Source organism: Bradyrhizobium sp. CCBAU 45394 (assembly GCF_028128655.1).
Classification (GTDB): domain Bacteria; phylum Pseudomonadota; class Alphaproteobacteria; order Rhizobiales; family Xanthobacteraceae; genus Bradyrhizobium; species Bradyrhizobium diazoefficiens.
Map to the genome: position 1 here is coordinate 1 of NZ_LBIX01000134.1, position 16347 is coordinate 16347.

At 58.3% G+C, this 16347-nt stretch carries 12 protein-coding genes and 3 pseudogenes; 7 read left to right on the plus strand and 8 right to left on the minus strand.

Going from position 1 to position 16347, the window contains the following annotated elements:
• Positions 1 to 253: 253 nt before the first annotated feature.
• The gene (locus tag WN73_RS44595; protein ID WP_097668541.1) at positions 254 to 661 is read right to left on the minus strand and encodes an oxygenase MpaB family protein; all 408 of its coding nucleotides are present in this window, start codon (positions 659 to 661) and stop codon (positions 254 to 256) included.
• A 155-nt stretch (positions 662 to 816) separates the two neighbouring features.
• Between WN73_RS44595 and WN73_RS13455 the strand changes: the two genes are divergently transcribed.
• Positions 817 to 1035, plus strand: coding sequence for an FAD-linked oxidase C-terminal domain-containing protein (locus tag WN73_RS13455; RefSeq protein WP_097668542.1), 219 nt, complete (start codon positions 817 to 819; stop codon positions 1033 to 1035).
• 39 nt (positions 1036 to 1074) lie between these two features.
• On the opposite strand, the gene arfA is transcribed toward WN73_RS13455, so the two are convergent.
• A complete protein-coding gene (gene arfA, locus WN73_RS13460) occupies positions 1075 to 2613 on the minus strand; it encodes an arabinosylfuranosidase ArfA (protein WP_097668543.1) in 1539 nt (512 codons plus the stop codon).
• 163 nt (positions 2614 to 2776) lie between these two features.
• On the opposite strand from arfA, the gene WN73_RS13465 reads away from it, so the two are divergent.
• Positions 2777 to 3043, plus strand: coding sequence for an integrase core domain-containing protein (locus WN73_RS13465; protein ID WP_210202946.1), 267 nt, complete (start codon positions 2777 to 2779; stop codon positions 3041 to 3043).
• Between the two features lie 837 nt (positions 3044 to 3880).
• Here WN73_RS13465 and groL read toward each other — a convergent pair.
• The 3 genes and pseudogenes from groL to lptD form a co-directional block, all read right to left on the minus strand.
• Positions 3881 to 5521 carry a chaperonin GroEL gene (groL, locus tag WN73_RS13470; protein WP_271553215.1) on the minus strand — a complete coding sequence of 547 codons (1641 nt, stop codon included), beginning with the start codon at positions 5519 to 5521 and terminating at the stop codon, positions 3881 to 3883.
• Positions 5522 to 5604: 83 nt separating this feature from the next.
• The gene (locus WN73_RS13475; protein WP_097669955.1) at positions 5605 to 5919 is read right to left on the minus strand and encodes a co-chaperone GroES; all 315 of its coding nucleotides are present in this window, start codon (positions 5917 to 5919) and stop codon (positions 5605 to 5607) included.
• A 668-nt stretch (positions 5920 to 6587) separates the two neighbouring features.
• Positions 6588 to 7087 (minus strand): annotated as a pseudogene (lptD, locus tag WN73_RS13480) (LPS assembly protein LptD); the annotation flags it as partial.
• Positions 7088 to 8173: 1086 nt separating this feature from the next.
• Here lptD and WN73_RS13485 point away from each other — a divergent pair.
• The 3 genes from WN73_RS13485 (at position 8174) to WN73_RS13495 (ending at position 11761) form a co-directional block, all read left to right on the plus strand.
• On the plus strand, positions 8174 to 8317 hold the full coding sequence (locus WN73_RS13485) for a hypothetical protein (RefSeq protein ID WP_179880104.1): 144 nt from the start codon (positions 8174 to 8176) through the stop codon (positions 8315 to 8317).
• A gap of 175 nt (positions 8318 to 8492) precedes the next feature.
• Positions 8493 to 9578 (plus strand): HlyD family secretion protein, encoded by a 1086-nt coding sequence (locus tag WN73_RS13490; RefSeq protein WP_097669956.1) that lies wholly within the window; start codon positions 8493 to 8495, stop codon positions 9576 to 9578.
• 29 nt (positions 9579 to 9607) lie between these two features.
• Positions 9608 to 11761, plus strand: a complete 2154-nt coding sequence (locus tag WN73_RS13495) for a peptidase domain-containing ABC transporter (protein ID WP_097669957.1) — start codon at positions 9608 to 9610, stop codon at positions 11759 to 11761.
• A gap of 15 nt (positions 11762 to 11776) precedes the next feature.
• On the opposite strand, the gene WN73_RS13500 is transcribed toward WN73_RS13495, so the two are convergent.
• The 3 genes and pseudogenes from WN73_RS13500 to WN73_RS13510 form a co-directional block, all read right to left on the minus strand.
• Positions 11777 to 12001 carry an IS4/Tn5 family transposase DNA-binding protein gene (locus WN73_RS13500; RefSeq protein ID WP_245570275.1) on the minus strand — a complete coding sequence of 75 codons (225 nt, stop codon included), beginning with the start codon at positions 11999 to 12001 and terminating at the stop codon, positions 11777 to 11779.
• Positions 11981 to 12153: pseudogene (locus tag WN73_RS44600) on the minus strand (transposase DNA-binding-containing protein); the annotation flags it as partial. The gene WN73_RS13500 and the pseudogene WN73_RS44600, both read right to left, overlap by 21 nt.
• A 162-nt stretch (positions 12154 to 12315) precedes the next feature.
• A pseudogene (locus WN73_RS13510) lies at positions 12316 to 12651 on the minus strand (IS66 family transposase); the annotation flags it as partial.
• Between the two features lie 492 nt (positions 12652 to 13143).
• Between WN73_RS13510 and WN73_RS13515 the strand changes: the two are divergent.
• Together WN73_RS13515 and WN73_RS44605 are read left to right on the plus strand one after the other, a co-directional pair.
• The gene (locus WN73_RS13515) at positions 13144 to 13791 is read left to right on the plus strand and encodes an FkbM family methyltransferase (RefSeq protein ID WP_097669958.1); all 648 of its coding nucleotides are present in this window, start codon (positions 13144 to 13146) and stop codon (positions 13789 to 13791) included.
• Positions 13792 to 14295: 504 nt separating this feature from the next.
• Positions 14296 to 14583 carry a hypothetical protein gene (locus WN73_RS44605; protein ID WP_442868785.1) on the plus strand — a complete coding sequence of 96 codons (288 nt, stop codon included), beginning with the start codon at positions 14296 to 14298 and terminating at the stop codon, positions 14581 to 14583.
• The last annotated feature ends 1764 nt before the right edge of the window (positions 14584 to 16347 follow it).

Below are 16347 nucleotides of genomic sequence, written 5' to 3' on the forward strand. Positions count from 1 at the left end.
GCTCTGGAATGGGTGATCACGATGGCCTGGAATCGGTGATCACGATCGGCTGGAACGCGCAACCTGGCAATGAAATTTGCGGGCAAAGACCGCCGGCGAGGCGCGGCAGGCGGTCGGCAACGTCCGCGGCTGTCCGGGACAGCTTTACCTGTTCCGGCGGTCATCCAACTGGGGTTGTGCTCTCCAGGCACTCTTCAGGCACCCGGTTGTCCAGCTCAGCTGCGGCGTTCACTGCAGTCGCGCTTTGAGCTTCCTAGTAGGGGCCGACGTAGCGAAGCCGGTCGGCATTTTGGGATAGATGCGTAGTATTCGGGCAACTGCACGCTCTGCGGCCTCTCTGTCGCGTTCGTCGAGCGCAAACCCGAAGCCGGTGCGTAATCGGTCCGGCGGTAGTCCGGCACTCAGGGTTTGATACCAGCCGCGGCGGCCGCAACATGGTCGTGAACCGGCGAAGATCTTGGGCCACCTCGCGCGCGGCGGTGCCGACGGACAATGTATCCGATTGCATCATCGCCGCGTTGTAGGCCGCGAACGAGTCCCAATGCGTCGGCAACTCGCTCGACGTCAGCCCGAATATTGCCCCGAACAGCCGGCTTTTAGCCCAATAGCGCTCGCGCTTTTCGACGGAGAATGGAGGCAGGATCAGGTCATGGACGGCCAGAGCGGTGTCAACGAGAGTGGCGTGGACTTAGCATAACGCTGCGACCTCGCTGACGCGGTGGGACGAGCCGCTCTCGAACGGACCGATTGCTTCGGGCAGGCGAGCGACGATCATGGTATGACGTGGTGCAGGCGCGGAATACGGCGGCCTGAAATTTGGTCGTACCCCATGCAGGCAAGGCTGGGCCGGGTGCGGCGGCGGCGGACGCGCTGATCGCGGCAGGGGGCTATGTGACCCATCACCATGCCGTTGGCTGCGATCATCGGCCCTGGTACGACCGGCAGCGGTCACAGCTTTTGCGATGTGCTCACGCTCTCGGCCTAATAGCTTTCGCGGAAATCATGCTCAAGCAAGAACCTAAACCGCGATGGTAATTGATCCTTTGGCGCTGCCTTCGCGGATCCTTCATCTTCTCAGTCTGCCGCCAGGTAGATCACATTCCATGACGCCGGCTTGAGTCTCGCCCGCAACCTCCCGCGGTCAAAGGCCACGCTTTGCAAGGGCGCCGGCTTGACTTTGTCCGGCGTATTTTCGGTATTTGCCGCCATCAGATCATCGTGCCGGAGCTCGAGCCGCTCGTGAACTGTCAGGGGACCGAAGCTTCTAGCCTCGACGCTCACCTCCATCTCCTGCTTCAGATCACGATTGAGCAGAAAGAGCGACAAGCCGCCGCCTTGCTCGGCGACTGCCGCTATCTTGAGATACGGTACGTCGGGCGCTGGAAGGGTGTCGGCCGGTCTACCGTCAGGATTGTTGTACGACGCATAGTAGGCCTCCGACTCGACTTGCGCGCGCAAAATCCTGCCGCGGCCAAAGCGGCTCATATGCGCAAAAGGAAAGAAGATGGTTTGGCGCCACGCACCTCCCCCTGTCTTGGTCATGATCGGCGCGATGACGTTCACGAGTTGCGCCAGACAGGCAACTCTCACCCGATCGGCGTGATTCAGCAGGGAAATGCAGGCGCCGCCGAAGGCGAGCGCGTCCTCCATCGTATAGAGTTCCTCAAGAATGGGGGGTGCCACTGGCCAGCGGTCTACCGGGGCAACCTCGTTGCTCGTTCGATACCAGACGTTCCATTCGTCGAAGCTCAGCATAAGACGCTTTTTGGAGCGCCGCTTGGCCGCAACCGCATCAGCTAGGACGACGACCTCATCGATGAAGCTGTCCATCAGGTCGGTGCTCGCGAGAAACGATGCGGTGTCCTGACTGTAGTTCTCCAGATAAGTATGGATTGAAATGTAGTCGACGTAATCGAAGGTGTGTTCCAGGACCGTTTCTTCCCATTGGCCAAAACTAGGCATCTTGCGCGACGATGAACCGCATACCGCAAGCTCGATGGTAGGGTCCACCCGCCGCATCATCTTGGCCGCCTCTCTTGCAACTACCCCGTAAGCGGCGGCGCTCTTTTGCTCTATCTGCCAGGGCCCGTCCATCTCATTGCCGAGGCACCACAGCTTGATCCCATGAGGCGTCCGCCAGCCGTGTTTGCGGCGGAGCTCCGACCACGCAGTTCCTCCGGGATGGTTGCAGTATTCGACCAGATTGCGAGCGGCATCGCCGCCGCGTGTCCCCAGATTGACAGCCATCATCGGCGCGACATCGGCGGCCCTGCACCAGTCCATGAATTCATTGGTGCCGAAGCTGTTCGGCTCGGTGCTGAACCAGGCCAAGTCGAGGCGCGCCGGCCTCGTCTCCAGTGGCCCAACGCCGTCCTCCCAGTTGTATCCGGAGACAAAATTGCCGCCAGGATATCGAACGAGGGTCGGGCCGAGCTCCTTCACCAGCGCCAGCACGTCCTTCCGAAAACCCCTCTTGTCTGCGGTCCGATGGTTGGGCTCGTAGATGCCGCCGTAGACGCATCGGCCCAGATGTTCGATGAAAGCACCAAAAAGACGAGGGTCGGTGTAACCAATGGTGAAGTCGCGGTCGATCAGAACTTTGGCTTTCCTCATGTCCTTCTCGGGCGGCTTGGGGTGATAACAGTTACGAGGTGGCTGCTGCTGTGCGAAAGAAACGAATCAAGATTCGTGCCGTTTGCACGGAGAGAGCTCCATGAAGCCGATCCGCAAATATTGAGCGATTTGCGGAGCGCGAGCCTTCCGCGGCAGCGACGTCGTGGGCTGGAAAGAGCCTGCAAGGAAGTGGATCGCCCGGCGGCGACCCGCGTCGACCAGGGCAGCGAGTTCGTGTGGTGCAATCTTCACGTGGGCTTACCAGCGTGGCGTCACGCTGGACTTCTCGCAGCTCGGCAAGCCAAACGACAATGCGTTCATCGAGGTCCTCGAGGGGCGCTTCCGGGCCGAATGCGTCAACACCCATTCGTTACTCAGCCTTGCAGCCGCCCAGGAGAAGGTGGAGACTTGGTGCAAGTACTCCAAGTAAGAACGCCCCCAGGGGGCATTCGGCAGCAGACCGCCGATTTTGCTGCAGAACCACGTCGGCGCCACCAGCCCGCCAACGTGATGAGAGGCGCAAAACTCTAGTTCTGGCTGGTCCAAAGTTCGGTCTCGCTACAAGAGTCGTAAAACTCCATTTCTGGGCGGTCCAAACTTCGGTGTCGCTGCTTCCTCAAAAGTCATTCCCCGTGATCTGCCTGGAACAGCATCAATTGCACGACCTGCCGACACACACTCTCTCTAAAACAGATATCCATGGTAGGACGCTGCAGCGGAGTTGAGGGGGCCCCCGTAGGCGAAGCGGAGCCCGTCCGCGAGGACAAAATAAAGCGTACACTAATCATGGCACTTCCGCAGGATACTGTGTGGTTTTTGACAATGAGCATTCTCGCTGCTTTCAAACGAGCCCTCTAGCCATGAGATGTGAGTGCGAAGCTCCAGGAAAGGGCATTTGGGCGCTTGGGACTACGCGTCAGGACAGGAAAGTACGCAAGAAGGTCGAAAGCGGGTAGGCAGCACCGGATATGCCGCAGACCAAGGGTTCAACACTCGGATGAGCAGAGGCAGCTTCGTGAGAGTCAAATAGCGATAGGCCCGGTTCCATCGCAGTGCTGGACCCGTTTTACCTTGGCCGAGGCCCTGTCGCCGCCGAGGGAAAAGTCACAAGTAAATTAGGTCTGGGCCCAACCGCCGCTCATATCGATAGGCCGATGGGTTGGGCCTTCGGGGCGGCTTGCAAGGGCTATTTGCAAGCTCCCGCGGAGCAAAAAACCCTGGCATTCCTGCCAGGGTTTTGCATGTCATCGACGCTTTGAGAGGTGGATCAGAAGTCCATACCGCCCATGCCGCCGCCCGGAGGCATTGCTGGACCAGCCGCGGCCTTCTTCGGCAGCTCGGCAACCATCGCTTCCGTCGTGATCAGCAGCGCCGCCACCGAGGAGGCGTTCTGGACCGCGATGCGCACGACCTTGGTCGGGTCAATGATGCCCTTGGAGACAAGATTGCTGTACTCGCCTGTCTGCGCATCGAAGCCATAAGAGTACTGCTCGTTGTCGAGAACTTTGCCCACCACGATCGAACCGTCTTCACCGGCGTTGATCGCGATCTGGCGGGCCGGCCAGGACAGCGCCTTGCGCACAATCTCGACGCCGGTCTTCTGGTCGTCGTTCTTGGTGCGCAGGCCCTTGAGCTGCTCGGAAGCACGGAGCAGGGCGACGCCGCCGCCCGGCAGGATGCCTTCCTCGACTGCCGCGCGGGTCGCGTGCATCGCGTCATCCACGCGATCCTTGCGCTCCTTTACCTCGACCTCGGTCGCGCCGCCGACGCGGATCACCGCGACGCCGCCGGCGAGCTTGGCGAGACGCTCCTGGAGCTTCTCACGGTCGTAGTCCGAGGTGGTCTCCTCGATCTGCGCCTTGATCTGGGACACGCGCGCGTCGATGTCGGCCTTTTTGCCGGCGCCGTTGACGATCGTGGTGTTCTCCTTGTCGATCATCACCTTCTTGGCGCGACCGAGCATGTTGAGCGTGACGTTCTCGAGCTTGATGCCGAGATCTTCCGAGATCGCCTGTCCGCCGGTCAGGATCGCGATGTCCTGCAGCATGGCCTTGCGGCGATCGCCGAAGCCCGGAGCCTTGACGGCCGCGACCTTCAGGCCGCCACGCAGGCGGTTCACGACAAGGGTCGCGAGCGCTTCGCCTTCGACGTCCTCGGCGACGATGACCAGCGGCTTGCCGGTCTGCACCACGGCCTCGAGCAGCGGCAGCAGCTCGTTCAGCGAGGAGAGCTTCTTCTCGTTGATGAGGATGTAGGCGTCGTCCATCTCAACGCGCATCTTGTCGGCGTTGGTGACGAAGTAGGGCGAGATGTAGCCGCGGTCGAACTGCATGCCCTCGACGACGTCGAGCTCGGTCTCGAGCGACTTGGCCTCCTCGACCGTGATCACTCCTTCGTTGCCCACCTTCTTCATGGCGTCGGCGAGGAACTTGCCGATCTCGGCATCGCCGTTGGCCGAGATGGTGCCGACCTGGGCGATCTCCTCGTTCGAGGTGACCTTCTTGGAGTTCTTGACGAGGTCCGCAACCACGGCTTCGACCGCGAGGTCGATACCGCGCTTCAGGTCCATCGGGTTCATGCCGGCGGCAACCGACTTGGCGCCTTCGCGCACGATCGCCTGGGCCAGCACGGTCGCGGTGGTGGTGCCGTCGCCGGCAGCATCCGCCGCCTTCGAAGCCACCTCGCGCACCATCTGGGCGCCCATGTTCTCGAACTTGTCGTCGAGTTCGATGTCCTTGGCGACGGCAACGCCGTCCTTAGTGATGCGAGGCGCGCCGAACGACTTATCGAGCACCACGTTGCGGCCCTTCGGACCGAGCGTGACCTGTACGGCATTGGCGAGGATGTCGACACCGCGCAGCATGCGGTCCCGCGCGTCCACTCCGAATTTGACTTCTTTCGGTGACATAAAGAATTCCCTCAGTTCTTAGTTTCTGATCCTTCAGCGCGCCCGGTGGGCGCTCGTCAGGGGTGAGCTGTGCGAGCGCTGGGTTAGGCGGCTTTCTTTTTGGACAACACATCGGTGAGAACGCCCATGATGTCGCTCTCCTTCATGATCAACAGGTCCTGCCCGTCGATCTTGACCTCGGTGCCGGACCACTTGCCGAACAGCACGCGGTCGCCGACCTCAATGTCGATCGGAATCAGCTTGCCGGTCTCGTCGCGGCCACCGGGGCCGACAGCGATGACTTCGCCCTGCGAGGGCTTTTCCTTGGCAGTGTCGGGAATGATAATGCCGCCAGCGGTCTTCTCATCGGCGTCGATGCGCTTGACCACAACGCGGTCGTGAAGCGGACGGAAAGTCATACAGGTCTCCTGAGCGTTTGAGCAAGTTGGTGATAGGCACATTGTGACCAGCCCAATTGTAGCAAGAGTCAGGCCAAAAATGAGCTGAACGATCCATCCCTGCAGTTCTGCTGAATCGTTGCCTGGCCTGCGCGTGTCTTTGTCCGGAAGCCAACGCCCTCAGGTACACGGCCCGCCAAGCTGTGACGAAAATAACATTGCGTTTCGTCGAAACACCCAGATTGAACCTTCCTCAACATTGGTCTGGCGGCCGTTACACCGGTAGAAGCGCCGCGTGTTTCGACGGCGGTGGCCGGAATGCACATGATTGCTTCGTCTGACGGCAGCATCTAGGAGCTGACGCCGACGAAGCGTGCGGTGCACAAGACTCATCGAAGATCGGCGCTCGATGAATTTGACGAAGTCGCGCACAATAACAAGTATGCCAACTATCTCAAAAACTCAGGCGGCGTGCTCCAAGAGAGGCCATCATCGAATTGTATCGAATTGTCGATGTCCAGCCGTGGCACGGTCGCTCAAAAACTGACTGAATTTACCCCGATCGTTCGTAGACCGAGAGTGAGCAGGCAGGTGTTGTTCAGCACGGGCGATGCCGAACCAGCGGAGTAGTTGTAGGAACTTACGTAGTTTGCCGCCAGTACGAAGCAAGTCGACATACGACCGCGAACAAGGCTCGAGGTGTCGAATACAAAATTCTGCGCGTCCTCGTTCGGCAGCTTGCCGGCGTGGGGCTCGTCGGGCCGGATGATGACCTGCGCGATTGGCTCGACGGCGGTCGTGCCCCGTGGCTGCACATTGATGAGGGGATAGCAGTATTCAAAGCCGACGGTCGGCATCAGGCGGACCGTCTGGGTGCTGCCAACCGGCAGGTAGTTGGAAACGCCCGGCTGGCTCGAGATGTCGGCATTGATGCCCGGCGCGGACACTGACGAACGGCGTGCAAGGGCTTGCGCCACTGCGCCTCGGCCGTCAGGCGGGTATAGGCCCCCGGCATGCCGCGCAGCAAGCGCTGCGACGGCAATCGCGCCATCGGATCGGTGGACGCGGTCGTGCACAGACCATTGGCGTTGGCGAGTGTCGTCATCGGATCGAACACCGCTGTTTTGCGGGTCAGGTTAGTGAAGTCCACCATGCAGCTGAACTCGCCACCCAGGATTGGACTTTCAAGCCAAGCACTATCTGCTTTATAATTGCAGCTGCAGCCCCTGGTAGCCCCAAAATTCAGGCAAATGCTCCCAACGATATCGACCCTCCCGAAGTTGCAGATGCTGGTTCGCGGGTTAGTTAGGCTACACGCTAAGCTGACATATTGGTCCTCATCAGAGTCTCCTTTCCAAACAAGAAGGTCCGGCGTGACGCTGGCCGACAACGCCTGCCGCCTCGCGCAAATAGAAAACCAAGATTCGTGCCATGGAGCGGAGACAGCGGTGCGGGAAAGAGCGCGGGAGTTCTTGAAGAATGATCCGCACCGACCTCGATCTGGCCATTGCGCGCCCCAGTACGAACGCGCAAAGGCCGGCCAGCGGTGCTGATGGGAATTCGCTCCAGCAGTTCTCGGGTAGCCGGCTCGCCCAATACGGATGCTCACCGGCTTCTTCACACTTGTTGTGTTCGCGACTGATTAGTCGCATTGGCGACGTAATGTTCGCGCGGCCTGCAGCACAGTTCGGTTAAGCCTCTGAAGACGCAGAGCCGCTTATTTGTGGCTTTCCCGAGCTTGTTGGCTTTCCTGAGCGCTTGGCACGAGATTTGATTATCCTGCGTCGGCGGCAGTAGTTCCTGACCGCCGACTACGCGAAGGGAAAAAGCATGAATATGTCAGCTTATGACGTGACCGAATTGACTCTCGAAGAAGCGTGTGCTGCTGCGGGAGGGCAAGATCCGTGCGGTTGGGTAATTGGGCCAGATCCGGAGGGTAATATCATCGAGGTGCCAGTCTTCTGCCCGCCTCCGTTTCAGCGTGCATAAGTAGCATGAGCAAAAAGTAACTTGGTGAGCCTGTCTGTGGCGCAGATACCTGTCCTCCAGGCTGGCTCGCCTCATGATGCAAAAACTTCTGTACGGGACGGAAACGCTTTCGCGCCGCAGCTACGGTTGGAATATCCTCTTCAACGTGCGTCCCCTAACAGTCCGTCGCTCTGGAGCAGGACGAATGTGGGCGCTGAGGGTCTGAGAATTTCTTAACTTCTCTCGGTGACCGAGCAAGCCGCCGACCTGCAGAGCCGACCGTTCCCCATTCAGGAGGAGACAAACAATGAAGCTCGATGTGTCATCTTACAATCTGGCCGAACTCGCCGCTGGCGAAGCAGCTGCGATCTCGGGAGGGTGGGTTCTCGGATTGTTTGCAGCAGTTATTGCGGTGTTCGCAGCTGTAGCTGCATGGGATATAATGCGTTGATCGTTTGGTCCGGTGAATAAGAGGCGGTGCATCCCTCGGAGGTGCTCAAGCTAGATCTGCATGTTGGGCCTGCTAATCGCCATATAGCGTGACTACTATGACTGATGAGTTACTGCCTCCGGAAGTGGTCGGTTGCACTGCGGAGAGTATTCTGTCGCGAGGATCAGGGCGATCTTTGGCAATCTACAAGCTGATAGTACTGTCTGTCGTTGCGACCATGTCGTCGCTGCCGATCATTACTGTCACGCTTTCTGTTCAAAGTGCCGGTACTATTCGTCCCACAATGGAGAAGACTCCCCTGATTGCGCCGCTTTCCGGGCGCATCTCCCGGGTTCTTGCGGTCGAGAACGATCGCGTTGAACAAGGCCGGGAGATCCTAGTTCTCGACGACAAGGTCATTGAGGAAAAAATCGGTACGCTAACGGACGAAATCCGTCTGAAGCGAGATCGTGCCATCGACCTCCAGACCCTGATCTCTTCTGGCGCGCAGTTCGCCCCTCCCATCCGCCTCCGGACCGAGGCCGCCAAGGCCGAGCGGCTGCATTTTCTCAATCTGTTGCGGGAGAACCAATATGCCCGCGGCAATGCCGCGGTGGAGCTCGATCGGGCCAAGCGCCTCCTCTCCGTTGCTGCAGCGCCCGCCAAGGCGGTTGAGGAAAAGACCTTGGCGCTGCAGAGCCTCGAAGTAAAAGGCGAGATCCTTGCACGGAGCAAATCCGCCGAATGGAATCAGCAACTCTTCGATACGAACCTCCGCCTTCAGGAGCTCACTGCGAGCCTGCACCAACTTGAGAGCGAACGCGACCTGACCCGCATTCGCGCTCCCGTGTCCGGCGCGCTCGAGCAATTCTCTGGCCTGTCGCCAGGCGGCTACGTCCAGGCAGGGCAAACCGTGGGTTGGATATCGCCTGAAGGCGAACTGGTGGCAGAAATTTACGTCTCTCCCAAAGACATCAGCTTCGTGCAGCAGGGGCAGGCGGTGCGGCTCCAGGTCGACGCTTTCAATTACAATCAGTGGGGGGGAATCGACGCGAAAGTGCTAAACGTGGCGCAGGACTTCATCCTCCTGGACAAGAACCCGGTCTTCAAGGTCCGTTGCGCGCTCTCTCGCAGTTACCTTGCACTCAAAAACGGAATTATTGGCCATCTGAAGAAGGGCATGACCGTGCGAGCCCGCTTTTTCGTGGCTGAGCGCACTCTACTGCAACTCCTCTACACTGAGGTCGACGATTGGCTCAACCCGCTCCTGGCTGCCCGCTAACTATTGATTATTCGAGAGCCAGTGAGCCAATGTCGAGACAGATCATCAAGTTGAAGCAGCGGGACATGACGGATTGTGGGGCAGCCAGCCTTGCTTCTGTTGGCGCCTTCTATGGCTGCAAGTTGCCTTTGTCTCGTATCCGACAGTTTGCCTCAACCGACCGCTCCGGCACCACGGTGGCGGGTCTTTTGCACGCGGCTCAAAAGCTGGGCTTCATTGCTAAAGGTGTCAAGGGCAACTTCGACAGCTTGTACAAGGTCCCGAAGCCCGCTATTGCGCATGTGATCGTCAAGGACGTCCTGCATCACTTCGTGGTCGTCCAGGCGATCGACGCGAGGTGCGTCACCGTGATGGACCCAGCTTTTGGTGAAATTCGAAAGCTGTCGCATGAAGAATTCAAAGGGCAGTGGACCGGTGTCCTGGTGCTCCTGGTTCCGGCAGATACCTTCAAGCGCCGCGATGAGACCACCTCAACTTTTCTTCGCTTCGTCCGACTGCTTGCGCCGCACAGAGCTGCGCTGGCGCAGGCGCTCGTCGGCGCACTGGTAACCACCATTCTGGGACTCTCGACGGCCATTTACGTACAGAAGATCGTCGATCACGTGATTGCATCGGGCAACCGCAACTTGCTCAACCTCATGAGCGTCGCGATGTTGCTGATCCTGGTGCCACAAATCCTTATCAGTCTCCTTAGAAGCCGGCTCGTCCTGGAAACTGGGCAGAAGATCGATGTGTGCTTGATCCTCAGCTACTACAATCACATCCTAAGCTTACCCCAAAAGTTCTTCGATAGTATGCAAGTGGGAGAAATCGTTTCCCGGATGAACGACGCGGTGAAAATCAGGAGCTTCTTGAACGAGGTCTCCATCACGATGTTCGTCAACATCCTAGTCATACTGTTCTCGTTCGGGTTGATGTTCCTCTACTCGTGGAAGATCGCTGTGGTCGTGGCGATCTCGGTTCCACTATATTCGCTGGTATACTGGACCACTAATCGGCTGAACAGCAAGCGCCAGCGCGCAATCATGGAGAATGCCGCCGATCTGGAGGCGCAATTGGTGGAATCGCTCGGAGCTGTTTCTACGATCAAAACATTCGGGATGGAGAACAGCTCCTGCCTTAAGATGGAGACCCGCTTCGTTAAGACGCTGCAGTCAGTCTACAGTGCCGGCCTTATCTCGGTCCTAGGAGATAACGCTTCTTCGTTCCTCTCAACTCTGTTGACGATCCTGCTAATGTGGTTTGGGACGACGCTTGTTCTGGATCAGACCGTCACTCCGGGTGAATTACTTTCGTGCTATGCGCTGCTCGGCTATATCACCCGCCCAGTCGCCAACCTGATCCAAGCTAACAGAGTTGTGCAGGACGCCTTTATCGCGGCGGATCGCCTGTTTGAGATTTTTGACCTTGAGCCGGCGCGTGACGGAGGCGCTGATGTCACGAAATCCAGTCTCGGTGATATCATCTTCGAGAATGTCACGTTCCGTCACGGCGCCCAGCCCAAGCTATTTCAAGACCTCAGCGTCACGTTCCGCAGAGGCGAGATGACGGCCGTGGTCGGGGAAAGCGGCTCCGGCAAGAGCTCCCTTGCCGCGCTGCTGCAGAACATCTACCCGCTCGAGGGTGGGCGCATCCGGATCGGCCCCCATGATCTCAAAGACTTATCGACCGTATCCCTGCGTAACGTTGTTGCTTCGGTACCGCAGTCAGCGGACGTATTCTCGGGCTCGGTGATCGAGAACATCGCACTTGGCGAGTTCGAGCCGGAGATCGACAGGATCATGAAAATCTGCGATCAAACTGGGCTGCGGGAGGTGATTGAGCGTTGGCCCGGAGGCTTCCAGGCCTATCTGGGCAAAAACGGCGTAAGGCTCTCTGGCGGCGAGAAGCAGCGCCTTTCGTTGGCGCGAGCTCTCTATCGGGATCCGGCAATCCTAATCCTAGACGAGCCGACTTCCTCTCTCGACCCGGTTGCCGAAGCCACAGTGCACCGGCTCCTCCAGGATTTGCGTCGGGCCGGCAAGACCATCGTGGTCATCTCTCACCGACTCAGCACCATCTGTGATGCCGACAAGATCGTCGTCTTAGACAGTGGCCGCATCGTTGCGGAGGGCAGGCATACTGATCTGCTTGGTGAAAGCGCTTATGCTCGCTTGTGGCAGACGCAAATCGGCGGAGGCTAAAGTTGAGAAGATGGCTCATCGCAAAATTGGGCGGAATCGTTCGCTGGCTTTAGAGCCTGAAGATTCCGTCGTGTCATGGAGGACGGGGATCGGTCCCTCCGTCGCCGCTACGCGCCCGCGCGTCGCCTCGAAATGACCGCAAAGAATATCCGCCTCGTCGACCCGTTCGTTGGAGAAGAAGCGATAGGCGGCCTTCGTGTTGGCCCAATCCTGACAAACCAGCGGGATGCTTTGACCCATGTCGCGCCCGATTTGGCGAGAAGTTTGCAGAACCGGCGACCAAGCCGCTCATCCTTAAACTCAAACCCCGCAACTTCCCGATCAACCCATGTCTCGATACCGGTCGTCAATCGCTGAGCACGCGCCCCCGCGCATTCTTTCACCAAGCCCATCGAATACTCCGCGCTTCCGAATCAGGTGCTCAACAACGAATCACAACAGATTCTAGCGATTCAAGATTTCGCCCGCGGCGCCTCGCTCAAATCCGATGTCAAATGTGGGTAATTGAAAGCAAGCTGAGGCCGTCAACCTCGGTAAACAGTTGGCAATACGGCGAGCCAGGCGAACGGATCGACATCGTCCACCTTCGCTGTTTGCGGCAGCGTTGCGATAGTTGCCCAGGTTTGTCCGCCGCCGCCGCTGCCCGCGAAGAGCTTTCCCGTAATTTTTGTGGCGGTGGCGCGTTCGACGATGCTGCAGTCGAGCTCAATGCGGCCGTCGGTGAGGAAGCGTTCGAAGATGGCAACCCTCGAGGCGCCATAACGGATTGGCTCCGCCAGTGTTGGGTTGCCGGAGATCCGCCGCAAGGTTTGCTGCAGAAAGTCGAAGAGATCTGCGACGAGCGCTGCGGAGGATTGCTGCAGCAAACACGTGCGTCGAGACGCGGACCGCGTATGGTCTTCTCCAAAGAGCAGATGAGTCCGAGGAAGGTATCGTCCGGAGCTGCTCGCACATTGCGTCAGCCGAATCTGAGATGGCGGCCGTCAGCCAGCAGAGCATATCTCGCGCAACTGTAGGCTATTGCTGCGCACGAGAGATCACTCTGCCCGGCACGCTCCAGGGAGAATAGCCACAGGTGACATTCGAGCGAAGCTGATCTTTTGGCCGCCCCGAAAAAGAACCGCAGACGACGATCTGGCTCACAGAGGGCGCGTCTGCCGACGCTGGGTTGCAATTTCCATTCCAGGCAGTCGCTGCACCTCCCGGTCCGATAGGTTTCCCTTTTGATGTCGATGGCATCTAAATAGCCGTCATGAATCAAGGGAACTGACGGACATATGCATTGTATACCTTGATATACGTTGTGCCGGCGCGTCTGGCGTGTGATTGCGGCTTCGAAGTCGAAGAACACCCGATCTCCGCGCCCAAGGGATAAAGCATCTGTGTCGTCTGTAGAAGTACACCAGCACATCGTTTCACTTCTTCAGAAGCCGAATCCGGTCATCCTGGATATCGGCTGCAATGACGGGACCGATACGGAACAGTTTCTCAACCTGTGTCCGCAAGCTCAGCTCTACTGCTTTGAGCCGGACCCCAGAGCGATCGCGCGCTTCAAGAAGAGGCTGGGCCCATCCCTCAATAGGTTGAAGCTGCTTGAAATCGCCATCAGTGATCGAAACGGGATGATCGACTTCCATCCAAGCAATGCAGATGGTGATGCGAAGGAATGGGACCTCTCCGGCTCGATACGCCGCCCGAAGAACCATCTTACCGAGTATGATTGGGTTCGGTTCGATCGCCCTGTCTCGGTTGAAACGCGGCGGCTGGACGACTGGTGCAGCGATGCCAAGCTGAACACGGTCGATTTCATCTGGATGGATGTCCAGGGAGCCGAAGCCGATGTTATCGCCGGCGGCATGCGGACCTTGAGCAACACGCGCTTCATCTACACGGAATATAGCGACCGCGAGCTCTACGAAGGGCAGTTGTCCTTGCAAGCCATTCTGGACCTGCTACCAGCATTCGAAGTGGCGGCCCACTATCCACGCGCGGTGGAAGGTGATGTATTGCTCAAAAATACGCGCCTCTAGTGGCTACTGATATCGAGCGCTTCATTCATCGCTGGAAGACTTGACCAGCGCGTCTCTATGCCACCCAAAGCTGCACAACTGGTGATCATTAAGGCGATGGGATATCGGTAGCCGGACGGGCACTCTGGTTTCTGGCTGCCATTGCAGACCCCACGCGCGACGTCCGCGTCGAGGCGGGTGGTGTGTTTCTGACAATCATTTGCTTAGCCGTGCCGGCACGGACCGACGACCTCGCGGTCAACAGCCCGAGCCGTTTCAGATGCTTGAATCAACACTGTCAGCCGGCGCTCGAAGCGTTTAATCGTCTGCTGTATGGTCTGGCCCTCTGGGAAGCTGGTGCACTGCTTCGAACAAACGCCAAAGCAATTGCATCAGTTCTCGTAGCTCCTTGAGATGGGCGGATTTCATCACGCGCTTGACGGCGGGTTTTGGTTACGCGCCGCCCAAAATACGTCTGCCGTGGCTGCTCAGGCGCTATCGCAGGCACACGCGACGGAGCATGTCGTGCCGACCGAGGCGGCCATTGCGCACGTGATCGTCTCCAAGTTCGGCGACCATACGCCGTTTTACGACGTGCAAAAGGCCGGCGGCCACTCACATCTGGAGCACTGGATTCCGGACGAAGACCTCGATGCCTTCAATGCCGCGATTGTCAGCTTGATCGAGGTCGTCCGGAGTTGCCGCCCGATCACCCGCAATTTCAGACCGGCCCGATCGGCTTCCGCGTGCCCATGGAGGCGAGCAGCCAGATCAGCTCGGGCGTCAGGATCGGAACGGGATTTCAGCATCTGACGAACTATCATCCCAATCGATCGCTTACGCTTGCCTCTGTCTCCCTAATCCTCCAATCATCAATCATCAGACACGGCGGGCCAGAACACTCCAAACTGTCGTTCATTGGTAGCAAAAAAAGCCCGGCCTCATTTCGATGGCCGGGCGGAAGTCAGTCGTCGACAGAGGGAGGACCTGCCGACGGTTATTTGCGGCAAAACGCTTACCGCAAATTCAAGTTGCGAGAGGATCAATGATCGAGAAATCTGTCGTCGTTTCCTTCTCTATCAAGACGATATTGATGGAATGCGGCTCAACACTGGCTCGCACAAACCTTGGAGGGGGGCTCCGCTGCCCTGAGGATAAACAAAGTCATGCTGATTAAATGAGCAGCGCCGAACAGAGACGATCCGCAGCTGTTCGAACGGCTTCAACGTGCCGGCCGCAGAGCGCAGCAGCCCAGCATCCCCCGCGGCTGTTATCGTTCGCATGCGAGCACTCGGAGCCCGTTCGCGCGATTCCGCAGGCGGGGTTTGAGCCACCTGCGTCGCCCTCTGCTGTACACACATCGACCGCATTGGTATCATCGTCTCACTGATGGCAGCAAACAGCGGGCCGGTCTGACTTGCCGGGCATTCTCATCACTTACTTCGAAATGTACAACGTGACGCTACGTGCGATTCAAGGCCTTTGAGCTGATCCGCATAGAATTCAAGTCGCCGAGCTGTCAGAGGCAGCTAAGTGATCCGCCAGCGGTCGACGGGCGAGTCGCATTCCGTTATGGATGGGCTTATACACGTGAGCGCCCGAGACACATTGCACGTCATAATTCTTTGTGTGATGTCGTATGTGTTCGTCTTTTCCAGAAGATCACGTGGTTTGTAAGTGGCGACTAAGAATCGGCAGGTCATCATTTTGACTTGTTGGCTATCCGAATGGCAAAGCCAGCGTCGACGATCTCAAAGTCAAGATCTCATTCTGGCCAAGAGTGGACAGGATTGGTCCGAGCGCACCAGCCTATTTGCCGCGCGGATGCCCGATCCGAGCATCTATTACAATGGGGCTTGTGGAACGAGCTAATTCGGCTGTTCCGTCACAGCGAAATGCCGAGCGGTATTGGCCAACGCTCTCCTGTGGTCGAGAGCTCCTCATTGCCTGACGAGGCAGATGTTCTGGAGCGGCTGGCGTTCTTCGCGGCTCCCACACGACGCCGAATCCGCGTCCGCGAGCAAGAGCAAGATCGGGGTGGAGGCGCCGTCCACGTCCTGGATTGCCTAGGGTCTTCCACACAGATCACTACACTAGGCGGCGAGATCGTGGATCGCTGCGTACGATGTTTACTGGCGCAAAAAGGCCGGTCTGCCGGTACAATCCTGGGCAAGAGTATACTTGAGTCGTCGTTCGCGCTGGTCGGATAGAGGTTCAAGATGAATTATGCGGCTGGGAACCGCTGTAAAGTATCGAGAATGATAGATGAAGAGCGCGAGTTGGCGCTGTGCAGGCAAGAAATAGCGAGACGCAAACAACTGGTTGTGTAGCTTTCTGGGCTCGTCTTGCGCAATGTCGCGGAAAATGCCGAGGGTCGAAAGTCGCAATGCGGGTGACGCGCTCGGCCGTATATCGAATAATCAGTCGACAGATGAGGGACGGTAGACAAAAGCCATTGTAATCCGCAGCGCGGCGCGCCCGGGAGAGTAGGGGAGCGACCCCGCCTTGTTTCTCCATGGGGCGGGGCAGGTAATTTCCGGTCGAAGCTCTTCGTGCCCCGCGGGTCACTTCAAATTT

Excerpts from the sequence above, each read along its gene's own strand:
- arfA (WP_097668543.1), bottom strand. The coding sequence starts at position 2,613 with ATGAGGAAAGCCAAAGTTCTGATCGACCGCGACTTCACCATTGGTTAC.
- groL (WP_271553215.1), bottom strand. The coding sequence starts at position 5,521 with ATGTCACCGAAAGAAGTCAAATTCGGAGTGGACGCGCGGGACCGCATG.
- WN73_RS13475 (WP_097669955.1), bottom strand. The coding sequence starts at position 5,919 with ATGACTTTCCGTCCGCTTCACGACCGCGTTGTGGTCAAGCGCATCGAC.
- WN73_RS13485 (WP_179880104.1), top strand. The coding sequence starts at position 8,174 with ATGAAGCTCGATGTGTCATCTTACAATCTGGCCGAACTCGCCGCTGGC.
- WN73_RS13495 (WP_097669957.1), top strand. The coding sequence starts at position 9,608 with ATGTCGAGACAGATCATCAAGTTGAAGCAGCGGGACATGACGGATTGT.
- WN73_RS13500 (WP_245570275.1), bottom strand. The coding sequence starts at position 12,001 with ATGGGTCAAAGCATCCCGCTGGTTTGTCAGGATTGGGCCAACACGAAG.